The 14,225-nt window shown below is 36.5% G+C and carries 12 protein-coding genes; 5 read left to right on the top strand and 7 right to left on the bottom strand.

All coding sequences use genetic code 11. The features are described from left to right. Positions 1 to 53: 53 nt before the first annotated feature. The gene (locus B0I22_RS12245) at positions 54 to 1,388 is read left to right on the top strand and encodes a trigger factor (RefSeq protein ID WP_133945285.1); all 1,335 of its coding nucleotides are present in this window, start codon (positions 54 to 56) and stop codon (positions 1,386 to 1,388) included. Between the two features lie 53 nt (positions 1,389 to 1,441). Here the strand turns inward: B0I22_RS12245 and B0I22_RS12250 are convergent, their stop codons facing one another. Both B0I22_RS12250 and B0I22_RS12255 read right to left on the bottom strand, forming a co-directional pair. Next, positions 1,442 to 1,957: a DUF4269 domain-containing protein gene (locus B0I22_RS12250; protein WP_133945286.1), complete on the bottom strand. Its 516-nt coding sequence runs from the start codon at positions 1,955 to 1,957 to the stop codon at positions 1,442 to 1,444. Positions 1,958 to 2,040: 83 nt separating this feature from the next. Continuing rightward, the gene (locus tag B0I22_RS12255; protein WP_133945287.1) at positions 2,041 to 2,928 is read right to left on the bottom strand and encodes a M23 family metallopeptidase; all 888 of its coding nucleotides are present in this window, start codon (positions 2,926 to 2,928) and stop codon (positions 2,041 to 2,043) included. Positions 2,929 to 3,139: 211 nt separating this feature from the next. Here B0I22_RS12255 and B0I22_RS12260 point away from each other — a divergent pair, with 211 nt between their 5' ends. After that, positions 3,140 to 4,156: an NAD(P)H-dependent glycerol-3-phosphate dehydrogenase gene (locus B0I22_RS12260; protein WP_133945289.1), complete on the top strand. Its 1,017-nt coding sequence runs from the start codon at positions 3,140 to 3,142 to the stop codon at positions 4,154 to 4,156. 94 nt (positions 4,157 to 4,250) lie between these two features. Continuing rightward, complete coding sequence (locus B0I22_RS12265) at positions 4,251 to 4,592, top strand: YkvA family protein (RefSeq protein WP_133945291.1); 342 nt, start codon at positions 4,251 to 4,253, stop codon at positions 4,590 to 4,592. 37 nt (positions 4,593 to 4,629) lie between these two features. Here B0I22_RS12265 and B0I22_RS12270 read toward each other — a convergent pair whose 3' ends face one another. From B0I22_RS12270 to B0I22_RS12285, 4 genes are all read right to left on the bottom strand, one after another. Beyond that, positions 4,630 to 4,878, bottom strand: coding sequence for a NifU family protein (locus B0I22_RS12270; RefSeq protein WP_133945293.1), 249 nt, complete (start codon positions 4,876 to 4,878; stop codon positions 4,630 to 4,632). 4 nt (positions 4,879 to 4,882) lie between these two features. Then, complete coding sequence (locus B0I22_RS12275; RefSeq protein WP_133945295.1) at positions 4,883 to 5,992, bottom strand: Mrp/NBP35 family ATP-binding protein; 1,110 nt, start codon at positions 5,990 to 5,992, stop codon at positions 4,883 to 4,885. Positions 5,993 to 6,530: 538 nt separating this feature from the next. Then, positions 6,531 to 7,979: a serine hydrolase gene (locus B0I22_RS12280; protein WP_133945297.1), complete on the bottom strand. Its 1,449-nt coding sequence runs from the start codon at positions 7,977 to 7,979 to the stop codon at positions 6,531 to 6,533. A 141-nt stretch (positions 7,980 to 8,120) separates the two neighbouring features. After that, positions 8,121 to 9,356, bottom strand: a complete 1,236-nt coding sequence (locus B0I22_RS12285) for a dicarboxylate/amino acid:cation symporter (RefSeq protein WP_133945299.1) — start codon at positions 9,354 to 9,356, stop codon at positions 8,121 to 8,123. Between the two features lie 399 nt (positions 9,357 to 9,755). On the opposite strand from B0I22_RS12285, the gene B0I22_RS12290 reads away from it, so the two are divergent. Next, complete coding sequence (locus B0I22_RS12290; protein ID WP_133945301.1) at positions 9,756 to 10,580, top strand: UDP-2,3-diacylglucosamine diphosphatase; 825 nt, start codon at positions 9,756 to 9,758, stop codon at positions 10,578 to 10,580. Between the two features lie 11 nt (positions 10,581 to 10,591). Next, complete coding sequence (locus B0I22_RS12295; RefSeq protein WP_133945303.1) at positions 10,592 to 11,560, top strand: glycosyltransferase family protein; 969 nt, start codon at positions 10,592 to 10,594, stop codon at positions 11,558 to 11,560. Here the strand turns inward: B0I22_RS12295 and B0I22_RS12300 are convergent. Continuing rightward, entirely contained in the window at positions 11,557 to 14,211 is a 2,655-nt protein-coding gene (locus B0I22_RS12300) for an outer membrane beta-barrel protein (RefSeq protein WP_133945305.1), read from the bottom strand. The genes B0I22_RS12295 and B0I22_RS12300 overlap by 4 nt on opposite strands. Positions 14,212 to 14,225: the final 14 nt, after the last annotated feature.

Genomic DNA, 14,225 nt, shown 5'->3' on the forward strand with positions numbered 1-14,225 from the left:
ATTTTGAACTTCCTTATAATTTGCCTACTTTTGCAACCTAAAAATTTCAATTAATGAACGTTACAGCTACAAACCATGACGATGTAAGTGCATTGCTTACGGTAACATTGGAAAAATCTGATTATAAAGAAAAAGTTGAAAAAAAACTGATCAACTATGCAAAAAATGCACAAGTTCCTGGATTCAGAAAAGGAAAAGTGCCATTGAGCATGGTGAGAAAACAATATGAAGCAGGAATTGCATTTGAAGAAATCAACAAACAAGTTTCTGAAGCGTTGAACGGATATGTTGCGGAGAACAAACTAAGATTAGTTGGTCAGCCAGTTCCTCAGCCAGTAAACGATTTCAATCACAATGCAGAATCTCTGTCTGTAGCATTTGAAGTTGGATATGAGCCAGAATTCACTGTTGATCTAGCTAAATACGAAGCGCCTCACTACAAAGTAGAAGCTTCTGAAAAAGAAATCAACACGAGCGTAGAAAATATGCAAAAGCGTTTCGCTGAGAGATTACCAGAAGAAAAAATTGGTAAAGATTCTTACGTTGCATTGGAAATTGCACAAGTTGTAGAAGCAGATGCAGAAGGTGAGCACAACCACGCTCCAAAAAACGTAACCATTTCTAAAGATCAGAAAGAAGCTTACGATTTGGTGAAAAAATTGAAAAAAGACGAGTCTGTAAAAGTTTCTAAAGAAGATCTTGCTTCTAAAGAAGAATTGGCAAAACAATTAGGTTTCTCTAAAGAAGAAGCAGAACACCTTCACCACAACGAGGTAGAAGTGACTGTGAAAGACATCTACGGATTGAACTTGGCAGAACTTAACCAAGAATTGTTCGACAAAGTTTACGGTAAAGACGTGATCACGACTGAGGAAGAATTGAAAGCAAGAGTGAAAACTGAATTGGACGAATATTTCCAACAAAATGCTGATGTTCACTTCGTAAACAAAGTTCTAGAGCAAGTAAACGAGAAAGAAGAAATCAAATTACCTGAGGCATTCTTGATCAAATGGTTGTTGTTCTCAAACCAAAACATCACTTCTGAAGAGCAAGCAAAAGAAATCCTTGAAAACGAAAGAAACATTATCAAAGGTCAAATTCTAGAAGGAAAATTGATGAACGATAACGAAATCAATTTGGATTATGCTGAGGTTCTTGGACAAGCTGAGCAATTGGTAAGAAACCAATTAGCAATCTACGGAATCCACCACTTGGGTGACGATGAGGTTCAGAAATACGCTGCAGAAATGTTGAAAGACGAAAACCAAGTAAGACAAATCTCTTCTGAAGTTGCTATGGCAAAATTGAAAGATGTAATCTTGGAGAAATCTAAAAAAGTAGAAACTACAATCTCTCACGATGAGTTTCTTGAAGTATTGAAGAAGTAATTTTCCTCAAAATATATTGAAAAACGCTCCAGATTTCTGGAGCGTTTTTTTGGCTAATATTTTAAAATTTCAAGGTATGGATCACCACATAATCCTAATAATTGGGCGAAGGCAGGTTCGGTTTTCAAACCAAGTTCTTTGAGTTCAATAATCTTTCTTCGAAATTCCTCACCTTCTTTTTCCAAAACCTCAAACTCCTTTATCATATGCAGATAAGCGTTTTGACGATGAGTAGGTTTGTTCTGGGCAAATACCTCAATAGGAAATTCATCTAGTTGAAATTGGCAGATCAGAGATTCTACTTCCTTGATTTGAATTAGATTGAGGCTGAATTGTTTTTGATCCTTAAATTCATTGATTAATAATTTTTTCAAAGTTTCAAAATCATCTGTTTCCAAAATAATATCAAGATCACTTCCCTCAGTATTAATTCCAATGGGAAATGTTCCCGCAAGAATCGGTTTGTATGCCTTCAGTTTTTGAAAAATTTGATGGTTTTCCAAAACTGTAAAAATTCTCTTCTGGATTTCAGAACCGTTTTTCAAGTAGTCTAAATTCAGAAAATTCATTGATGCTAATTTTTTATTTATCAGTCTGAGGCTCTCAAAGACTTCCCAAGTTGTCAGTCTAAGGCTCTCGAAGTCATACTAAGTTAAAAATTTAAAAACAACCTCGGATTGATCGGCTGATTGTTTTTATGAACCTCGTAATGAAGATGAGGTCCCGTAGAACGGCCACTGTTCCCCGATTTTGCGATGATTTGATTCACCTTCACTCTGTCATTCGCCTCCACCAGAAGCTCGGAAAGATGCGCGTACAAAGTTACCAGACCATTGCCGTGTTCTATCATCACACAATTCCCGTATCCGCCTCTCACGCCAGAGAAAATGACTTTTCCTGCGGCCGCACTTTTCACCGGACTTCCATAAGCTACAGCTACATCCAAGCCTTTGTGGAACTGCATTTGATCTTTTTCAGCGGGAGCATTGCTGGATGCATTTTTATCTTCTTTTACGATTGCTTGTCTTTTGATGACATTTCCAAGACTGTCTTTTTCCTCAGCAATGTGCGATGGATTCTCTATTTTTGAAGGGTCAACTTTCGGTGGAATTGGATTTTTTCTGACACCAAAATTGGAAGAGATGTAACCGTCTGCAGGAATGCCAAGCGGAACTTGCTGTAATCTCTGTTCTAGGTCAACCAAATATTGGCTGTATCTATTACTCACTTTTGCAAGGTAAACTTCATTTTGGAGACTGTCTTTTGCGAGATTTTCAATTCTTAGGTCTGAGACGTTTTTAGATTTTAAAAATCCATCGATGCTTCTGATGCTTTGATCTACGATGGCAAGATCGGTTTTTAGTTGGAGGTGATCTATGCTGTCTTTCTCATTATTGATTTTCACAATGTTCACTTCATAGACTTTGTCATCTATTCCATTGTACAATTTTGCAATCACCAAAGCCTGAATAAAACAAACCGTCAAAAGCAAAATGAGAACTATATTTTTTTTCTTTTTTGATTTTAGAAATTGAACCATCAATACATTTTTAAAATGGATTGCAAAAATAAGGAAATTTTATTTTTATCAGTGTTAATAATATTCTCAAGCATCTTTCTAATTAATAAAAGTTAATTATTCTTAAAATATTGTAAAAACGAGATTAGATTTAGGTAGATTCATAATTTGCATTAGATTTGTAATTCCAGAAAAGGGATAGATATTTATTAAATGAAAATGCAGATAAAGTATGAGTAAGAAATTGACTAAATCATCTAAAAATGTGAATGTCGGCGTTTTAGGAAGTGGAAGTTTTGCCACAGCCATTGTGAAAATGCTTGCAGAAAACTGTAAAACAGTACATTGGTGTGTCCGAAATGAATTCGTAAAAGGTGCTATTGAGCAACGTGGGCACAATCCGAGTTATCTTACAACAGTTTCTTTCAACTTAAAAAAACTACAAATCACAACAGATATCAACGAGTTGGTTTCCAATTGTGATGTGATAATTCTAGCGGTTCCGTCCATTTATTTGGCAGAATCTATGGAAAAACTGACGTGTGATTACCAAAACAAACTATTCTGTTCCGCCATCAAAGGGATTGTTCCTAAACATAATGACATCGTTGCGCATTACTTGAAAGACCAATTCAAAATTGGCTTCAAAAATCAGGCGGTGATTGCTGGTCCTTGTCACGCAGAGGAAGTTGCGATGGAACGATTGTCTTATTTGACGGTCGCGGTTGCAGGGCAAGAGGATGCGGAAGTGTTGCAAAGCATTTTGTCCTCTTATTATATTAAGGTCAATACAAGTTGTGATATTCTCGGAAACGAATATTCAGCAATTTTGAAAAATATCTATGCGATAGGAGCGGGGATTGCAAGTGGTTTGGGTTATGGAGACAACTTCATTGCCGTATATGTTTCCAATGCCATTCGCGAAATGGAAATTTTCTTGGAAGCGATTTATCCTGAAAAAAGAGATGTGAATGAAAGTGCTTATCTCGGCGATTTGATTGTAACAGCATATTCCTTATTCTCAAGAAACAGAAATCTTGGAAACTTGATTGGAAAAGGTTACACCGTGAAATCTGCAATCCAATCGATGAGTATGGTGGCAGAAGGTTATTACGCAACGAAAGGAATTTACTCAATCTGCGAGGAGAAAAAATTGAAATTGCCGATTATCAACGCTGTTTACGACATTCTTTATGAAGGAAAAAATGCGGAGAAACAATTTGCAAAGCTGACCGACAGATTGACTTAGTAATTAATTAACAAAACATTACGATTTTCTATGATTTGATTGGAATAGAATTTGCGAAATTTGATTCGTTAAAAAAACAAACACAAAAACAAAAATGAAATATTCAAAATTAAAACTGGCTCAGGAGGCCATCAAACACAAAGGTTTTCTCCAGAAGATTCCTTCCGTGTACCGAATGTTCAAATTATGGTACAGAGGCGAATATAAAATGAAATTCACCGATGTCTTGATTCCCGCTTTGGCATTGATCTATGTCATTTCGCCAATCGATATCATTCCGGATTTTGTGCCTGTTGTAGGCGCTTTGGATGATTTGGCAATCTTAGCTTTGGCCATTCCAATGCTGATGAAAGAAGTGGATAAATTCTTGCTTTGGGAAAGCCAACTAAGAAAAGGAAATAAAGAAATTCAGGATGCTGAAATAGTAGAAAAATAAAAATCCCGATTCAAATTTTGAATCGGGATTTTTATTTTTAAACGCTGATAACTTCTTGTATCTCCGGCGCAAATTGCTTGATGGTGTTTTCCACACCCAGTTTCATCGTAGAAGCGCTGATACCACAGCTAGAACAGTTTCCAAGCAGTTTTACAAAAACTTTGTCATCCTGCACATCTACTAGCTCAATATCGCCACCATCTTTTTGCAAAAACGGACGAATGCTGTCCAAAGCGTCCATCACTTTGGTTACCAGTTCTTCTTGAATTTGATTAATATTATTCATTTTATTATTTTTTCTTAGGCGAGCAACCTGCCATAGTTGTGATTTTCACAGCCTCGGTCGGTGGCAAATTTGTGTTTCTTTCTACAAGGCTTTCCACCATATTCTGAGCAGTCTTGATGTAGATTTCAGATATTTTAGAATCCTTTTGTAGCGCCGCTGGTCTTCCAACGTCACCCGCTTCTCTAATGCTTTGAATCAATGGAATCTCTCCCAAAACTGGAATTCCCAAATCCTCTGCCATAAACTGAGCACCTTGTTTTCCAAAGATATAATATTTATTGTCTGGTAGCTCTTCTGGCGTGAAATAAGCCATATTTTCTATCAATCCCAAAACCGGAATGTTGATACTTTCCATATTGAACATTGCGATTCCCTTTCTCACATCTGCCAAAGCAACGTGTTGAGGTGTACTCACAATCACGGCGCCAGTAACAGGAACTTCCTGAATGATAGACAAATGAATATCACCAGTTCCCGGAGGAAGGTCAACCAAAAGGAAATCCAATTCGCCCCAATCAGCATCACGAATCATTTGATTCAATGCTTTGGAAGCCATTGGCCCTCTCCAGACAACCGCTTGATTTGCTCCTGAAAAATATCCGATTGACAGCATTTTCACACCATAATTTTCGATTGGCTTCATCAGGTTTCTGCCGTTCACTTCTACAGAGATTGGCTTGTGTCCTTCCGTGTCAAGCATTGTTGGTACAGACGGTCCGTAGATATCAGCATCCAGCAATCCAACTTTGAATCCCATTTTTGCCAATGTCACCGCAAGATTTGCCGCAACAGTAGATTTCCCAACGCCACCTTTTCCGGAAGCAATTGCGATGATATTTTGAATTCCAGCAATTTGCTTTCCTTTGATTTCGTTTGTCACAGGAGTGGCAGGCAATTCAGGGGAAGTTATTTTCAATTTCAAGTTGATGTGTTCGCCAAATTCCGAAGCAAAAGCTTGTTTCATAGCAACTTCCAATTTCTTTTTCTCGTGCATTGCAGGCGAGTGCGAGGTCATATCGATATACACATCATCACCCATCACTTGGAAATTACTCACAAGGTCATCCACTTCTATCTCTTTCAGAAAATCCTGAACTTTTGATTTCGTTAGCATAAAATTTATTATTCTTTGTGACTACAAATTTACGGATTTTAAAATTAATTTAGAATCAATACGATTTGTGATTTTGTCTATCTGGATGATTTTTGGCAGGTTAGGTTGGTTAGGAGAGTTTGAGCGTTCGAGCGAAAAGTACCAATTAAAAACTCTCAAACTCTCCCACACTCCAACTCAATCAGGAGCCGGGAACCTGCTGTCCGTTGCGATCTTTTTTGCATTACGTTTTGTCAGGCTGAGGTTCTCGAAGCCCACGCAAAAAAGGATTTCCACTACCATCAGGGCTAGGGAGTTTGTACATCAATTTGAACTTATGTCAATAAACACAATTTTGTCATTCTGAAAGAATCTCAACAGTTTAGATTGACTTCATCTAACTACTTTGTTAGTTTTCCTCCGGAATGACAATTATTACAGATTATCTTTTAGTAAATTTCATTTGAAGAGCCACGAAGTGTCTCAATATCAGTAGCGTCGGGTGAAACCCGATGTCAATCAGATGCCACGATGAAAAAGCCCTGAAGGGGCGAAATGTTTACTCAACCTTAATGGTCAAATTATTATCATTAGGATTTCCATTGTTGTTAAGTGCACTGTAAGGTGTCGTAAACCAACCATTCTTATTCATCACAAATCGGAATTCATAAATCTTTCCTTTCTCGAATTGAGATTTTGGCAAAACCAATTCAAACCTGTTTTTGTCCTTTAAAACCATTTGATAAGCTGTATTCCCAGGATTCCAATCATTGAATGAACCAGCAACAGATATTTTATCTATAGCTTCAGCATTTAAATCTTTAGGGATTTTGTAAGTGAAAATCACTTTATCATTCTCAATTCTATAACCATAGATTTCTTTTTTGATATGAGGCTTATTAATAATTTCAGAAGCAACCGATTCTTCTCTTGACCAATAAGGATTCTCTAAATGTTTATCAATCAATCCTGCAATATGGTTGACTATAAAATAAAGAGGTGGAAAAGAATTGTATTTGTAACCGTTCGACATAAAAATGATTGATAAATCATTATCAGGAAAAATACTGTAAGCGCTCACGTTTCCGCCGGAAAAACCATAAGACGTTACATTTCCAGTTTTGGTAATTTCCCAGCCGTGCGCAAAAACATCTTGTTTATTGGTATAATCAAAAGGTTTCCACATCAACGTTTTTGTTTCGTCTTTTAGGAATTTGTTGGAGTCTAGGTTGATGTTCCATTGTAAAAAATCTGGAAGGGAAATTGCCAGTCCATTAGCAGGATGCGCTCTCAAACCACCAACGTGCGTAGATTTTTTAAACTGTTTCAGAGAATCATTATATCTGTAAAACTGAATACGATTCGGAATTTTTTCAAAAGAATTGGAATTGAATATGATTCTATTCTTAGCATCAGAAAACTGATTTTTCAAAACAAAATCCTCAAATTTTTGTCCGGTTATTTTTTCTGTAATCATTGCCAACATCATATAATTAGTCTGATTATAACTGTATTGATTACCAGTTTCGAATTCCATTTTTTCTTTAGACAGTCGTTCAAAAACTTCAGAGTTGGAAATGTTTGTAGGTAAATTATGGCGTTCAAAATCAGGAATGCCAGATGAATGCGACAACAGATTTTTTATTTTCACATCTTGCCATTCTTTCGGAAGATTGTCAACATACTTCGAAATTTTATCTTCAAGAGAAAGTTGTCCTTTTTCAATCAATTGGAAAACAGCAATATTGGTAATCAATTTCGTCGTAGAGTAAACCCTGAAAAGCGAATTAGAATCCACTTTTTTATCAGACTCCAAATTTTCTCTGCCGTAATATTTTTGAAAAATTATTTTATCATTCTTTACAACGCCAACTGCCAAACCCGGAATATCGTAAGTTTTCATCACTTCGGCCAGGTAATTGTCGATTGATTTTGTTTGCTCTGTTTTTTGACAAAATCCTAAAAATGAAAGATTTAAAAAGAATAAGATTAAAAAGGCTTGTTTCATTGGTTATCGGTTTACGACATTAGGACAATTCTAAGCTTTGATTTGTTACATCACTAAAACGCAATTTTGTCATTCTGAAAGAATCTCAACAGTTTAGATTCCTCCGGAATGACAAAATTATATATATAGTAAAATAAATATCTAACTCTCCAATTGCCCTTCCCACTTACTCACAGCAGAAGTAGCCAAGGCATTGCCCAAAACATTCGTCATACTTCTTCCCATATCGCAGAAATGGTCAATTGGTAGAATCAAAGCAATACCTTCAACTGGAATATCAAACATTCCACACGCGGCCACGATGATTACCAAACTTGCTCTTGGAACGCCGGCGATTCCTTTACTCGTTAGCATCAAAACCAAAAGCATTATGATTTGTTGCCCCAATGGCATATCAATACCATAAATCTGAGCAATGAAAATTGAGGCAAACGTCATATACATCATACTTCCGTCTAGATTGAAGGAATATCCCAATGGCAAAATGAACGAAACAATACGGCTGTTGCAACCAAATCTTTCCAATTCTTCTACCAATTTCGGGAAAACAGCTTCGGAACTTGTGGTGGAAAATGCAATCAACAAAGGTTCTTTGATTCTTCTCAACAATTCGAAAAGTCTTTTGCCCAGAATCATATAGCCAACCAAAAGCAAAACTGCCCAGAGAACCGCCAAAGCAAAAAAGAAATCGCGCAAATAGATGGCGTAAACTTTGAAAATCTCAAAACCATTCGTGGCAACCACCGCAGAAATCGCTCCGAATACGCCTAATGGAGCAACCCACATTATGTAGCCAACCATTTTCAAAATCGCGTGGGCAATCACGTCCAGTCCTTTGATGACAGGCTTTACGTAATCTTCACCCATCGCAGACAATGCAATCCCGAACATCACGGAGAAGACAACGATTTGAAGTACTTCATTGGTAGCAAATGCTTCGAATAAACTTTTAGGGATGATATGTTTCACAAAGTCTTCCATCGAGAATCCTTTGCTGTTGCTCACGATTTCGGAAGCGGAAGAAGTATCTGTGATTGGAAGTTGTGTCACGTGACCAGGCTCCAACCAATTTACCAAAACCAATCCGATTGTCAATGAAACCAAAGATGCTGTGATAAACCAAAGCATCGCCTTCGTCCCAACACGTCCAACCATTTTGATGTCACCCATTTTTGCAATTCCCACAACCAAAGTCGAAAAAACCAACGGTGCAATAATCATCTGAATCAGACGGATAAAAATAGTTCCCAGCAACTTGATGTTTTTGGCAAATTCTTCTTTAGAATCGGGATAAGTTGTGTGGACAATTCCTCCTAAGACAACGCCCAAAATCAATGCGAAAATAATGGCGAAAAACAGTTTATTCTGACCTTTCATATGTAACTTTTATTATAAATTCTAATTTTTTTAAACGCAAAGATTTCTTTTTTGCGACTTCATATTTTAGAGAGCAAAGGAACGAATGAATCCGTTTCTAAGCACTCGCTTCATCATTTGCTTTAGCAAAATCTTTGCTCACTAAAATGTTTTCAGCAATCAAAAATCTTTGCGTTAAAATCACAGCAAAGCATTTCAAAATGTGCAATGTAAATTGTAACTGAACAAAACTAATATTTTTGAGAGAATAACCACTTATTTTTTAAATTAATATTAAGACAATCAGGAAATTCATCCGTTTCGCATCATCAAATATAAAATACGATTCACGCACAGTTCAAATTAGAATTCGTTCTTTGTATAAATCTGATTGTGAATGAAATCGCCCTTAATCAACGAATGAAAAGAGATGTTGAAATTGTCATTATTTCCGATGTGCATCTTGGAACTTACGGTTGCAAGGCGAAGGAATTGTTGCGCTATCTCAATTCCATTCGGCCAAAAACTTTGATTCTGAATGGTGACATCATTGATATTTGGCAATTCAAGAAATCTTATTTTCCGAAATCTCATTTGAAAGTGGTCAAAAAATTAATCTCATTTGCAACAAAGGAATCGGAGGTTTTTTACATCACGGGCAATCACGATGAAGCGTTCCGAAATTTCACAGATTTCGAATTGGGAAAACTGAAGTTGTGCAACAAACACGTTCTGAAACTTGGTGACAAAAAAGCCTGGATTTTTCACGGTGACGTTTTTGATGCGTCGGTTCAACATTCCAAATGGATTGCGAAATTGGGCGGACAAGGTTATGATTTGCTGATTGCGATTAACAATCTCGTGAATTGGTTTTTGGAGAAAATCGGAAGGGAGAAATATTCATTCTCGAAAAAAATTAAAAATAATGTCAAGAAAGCGGTGAAATACATCGGCGATTTTGAATTGACAGCTTCGGAATTGGCGATAGAAAATAACTTTGATTACGTGATTTGTGGACACATTCACCAACCTCAAATCCGTGAAGTGATTGGCAAAAAAGGAAAATGCACTTACTTGAATTCCGGAGATTGGGTGGAAAATCTCTCCGCTTTGGAATATCAAAATGACGAATGGAAACTCTTCGTCTATGAAGATGAAAAGCACACTTTAATTGACGATGAACCTGAAGAATTAAAAGAAATGAATAGTGAGGAACTAATGAAAATCGTGACTCAAATAATATAAAAACACAAATAATGAAAATATTATACGCCTTCCAAGGCACAGGAAACGGACATCTCGCCAGAGCTCAGGAAATCATCCCGATTCTCAAAAAACACGCATTGGTGGACACTTTGATTAGCGGACATCAAACGCAATTGAAATCGGATTTTGATATTGATTTTCGGTTCAAAGGTGTGTCTTTGCTTTACAACAAAACCGGCGGATTGTCTTACAAAAAAACCTTTCTTGAGAATAATTTTTGCAAGGCGATGAAAGTGATAAAGGATTTGGATTTGTCTGCTTATGATTTGATTATCAATGATTTTGAGCCGTTGACAGGTTGGGCTTCCAAACTTCGAGGTTTGCCAATCATCGAGCTGAGTCATCAGGCTTCTTTGACTTTTAAGGAAACGCCAAAACCGGAAAAGAAAGATTGGCTGGGAAGTTTGATTCTCAATAATTATGTGCCTTGCAAGAAGAAAATCGGGTTTCATTTTGATAATTACAATTCAAGTATTAAAAAACCAGTTATTCGTCAGAAAATTAGGAAATTAGAGCCGAATAATCAAGGTCATTATCTGGTTTATCTTCCAAGTTTTTCGGATGAGGTGATTACCAATTTTTTGACGAGAATCGATGTTCAGTGGAAGGTTTTTTCCAAATATGCAAAGCAACATCAGAAATTCAACAATGTGGAGATTTTCCCGATTGATGAAAAAAAATACCTCGAACTTTTCGAATCTTGTGAAGGAATTCTTTGTAATGCTGGTTTCGAAACGCCTGCAGAAGCTTTGTTTATGAACAAAAAACTATTCGTAATCCCAATTGAAAATCAATACGAACAAGAATGCAACGCCTTTGCTTTGAGTAAAATGGGAATTTCGACTTGCGAAAAATTGGATCCAATAAAAATCCGTGAATGGATTAATTCTGAAAATCTAATTGATGTGGATTATCCGGATAACATCGAAAGTATTTTGACGAAAGAAGTTTTGTATTAACTTTTCTTCCCTCCAAATTGACTCAGATTCATCATTATTGATAACATAAAATAACGTCTAAGCACAAGATCTTCTCTATCTTCGATGTAATTGTCACCAATGTTTCGGATGGCATTTTGACGTTGGTTCAGAACATCATTGATATTAAATCTCACAGTCATTTGCTTTTTGTAGAACTTGTAATTCACGCTTGCATTCCAAAAATAAGACGTTCGATTGAAGCCTGCAGAAATATTATTATTCTTAGTAACGTTGAGGTCATTAGTAAAAAAAAGATTCGATTTCAAAAAATAATTGACGATTCCGAATGCGTAATTCTGTTGCGCAGAACGCGTTTTATCAACCCGATAATTGGTGTAGTTGGAAAAATTATAATTGAGACTTGCAGAACTTGTCACATCCAGAATCTCTTTCAAATTCAATCTCAAATTAATTCGAGGAGAAAAATTATAAATCGTATTCGTGAATTGCACGCCATCTACAAAGCCTTTTCTATGCGCATAACTTGAGAAAAATGTGGGCGAAATCCGAAGCTGATTTTTGTTCCATTTGTAAGTTTTTGAAAAGCGAGCATCCCAACTTAAATTTTTATTTCCGCTGATGTTGGCGTAAGTTCGAAACTGTCGTCCAGTATCGTCGTAGAAAGAGAAGTCTGAAATTTGATTATCAGTATAATCGAATTTTAATTTCGCAGAATACGTGATGTTTTTCGGAAGATTTCTGTTGACAAAATAGATGGAGCTCGTGTTTTTCCAAGTGCTTTTCAAATCAGGATTTCCTTGTGTGGTAACCAGCGGATTGGAAATATCTGTGAAAGGATTGAGCGCAGTCATCGTCGGAGCTGTGAAGTTGCTTTGGTTGTACAATTCCAAAGAATTGCTGTTGGAAAAATTATAGGTGAACCTTGTTTCGTAATTTGGAAACACAAAATTTCTTTTAAAATTGATATTCTCACTATTGAAAATGCTTTGAAAATCATTCGCATTGAAATCCAAATGAGCATTGAAGAAAAACCGGAATTTGGTCTTATTCAAATCATAGCCAACAACGGCATTTAGGGAATTGATGTCTTGATTAATCGTATTGGAAAGCAATGAATTGTAGATGGAAAATTCTTCCGATTCAGTATCGAAATCGTTAACTTTTCTGTCATTTCTCAAGGACAAAGATTTGTAAGTCAATTCTGTGGAAACGATTGCCGAGTCAGAAATAGGCTCGTCATATTTCATATTAAACGAAAAATCTGTGTTTTGCCTTTTGGAAATCGAACGCTGATTTCGATAATCATTTTCTTCGGGAGATTGATGGAAAATCGTTGTCATCAAATTGTAATCTGTTCCGCTGTTTTCTGTAAAATTACCATCAACCGAGGCTGAAAAAGTTCGTCTTTCTTTCTTGAATTTCTTTGTGATTCCCAACGATTGAGAAAACCCATTGTTGATGGATTTTTGCTTCACAGAACCCGAGCTGGAGTTCAGCAAAATGTCGTCTCGCAAAGTGGAAGATTGATTATTGGCATCGCTTTCCGTGATATTGTTGTTAAAACCGGCAGAGAAAATCAAGTTGGTGAATTGGTCCAACTTAAGAACCGCATTGGAACTAAATCCCAATCTTTGATAACTTCGGTTGTCAGAACGTTCTGTGTTTCTATCCAATTTGTAGTCTGGTAAAAACGTTGTCCGCGCGGTTTTGGAATAAGTTTCCGTATTTCTTTCATAAAAATTGGCATTCAAACGTTCCAAATCTAGATTGTCAAATTTGTCTGAATAAGTAACATTTACCACCGAAGTTCGAAAAATTCCTGTTCCAGAACCAGTTTTGCCGGATAATCCTGCATTGATATTATTAGAGCCTGCAGAAATTGCCAGCCGTGAATCTTGTTTAGTTTTGGTGAAAAATAGCGCGCCGTCATAACGGTTGTTGGAACCATAACCAAGTCTGAGATTGGTTAGAGTTCCTTGGCGATGCTTTTTGTCCATTTCAAAATTAACCGTCAAACTATCTGTAATGGGCGCTCTGCCAGTCAATTCTTGTTCTTTGGTTTTGGAAGTAGTAACCTGAATTTTTTTGATAATGTCTGCCGGAATGGTTTCCAGTTCGGTTTTTCCGTTTTTGTCGAACAGTGGTTTTCCGTTGATGTGGATTTTGCTCACAGATTTTCCGTTGACCGTGATTTTTCCATCGCTATCGATTTCTGCTCCGGGAATTTCTTTTATTAGTTCATCAATTTTTGAATCCGGTTTTACCTTGAGAAAAGAAGCATTATATTCAATCGTATCTTTTTTGATTTTTACAGGAGAAACAGTGATTTGTACTTCCTCGATGTTGGTAATCAGTTCTTTATTAAGTTTAATTACCCCAAGATTTTCATTTTGATAAATCGATTCGAATTTCCGTGTGAAAGTTTTCAATTTATCGCCCGAAATCTGAAGAAAGGAAGCTTCTTTCTGCTCAGGAATTTTTAAACTGAAGCTTCCACTTTTGCTCGTCCCGATGAAATTGATAATAGAGGAATCTTTTTGCTTCATCAATGAAACAGAAACATTTTCCAAAGGATTGTTGTTTTCATCAAAGACTTTTCCATTTACGCTGTACGTTTGAGCATTCAGCTTCAAAAAAGTAAAAATGAAAACAAGCCAGAATTTTTTCATCAAGTATTTTTAGT

Origin of the sequence: Epilithonimonas xixisoli, from assembly GCF_004365655.1 — a bacterium.
Taxonomy (GTDB): Bacteria; Bacteroidota; Bacteroidia; order Flavobacteriales; family Weeksellaceae; genus Epilithonimonas; species Epilithonimonas xixisoli.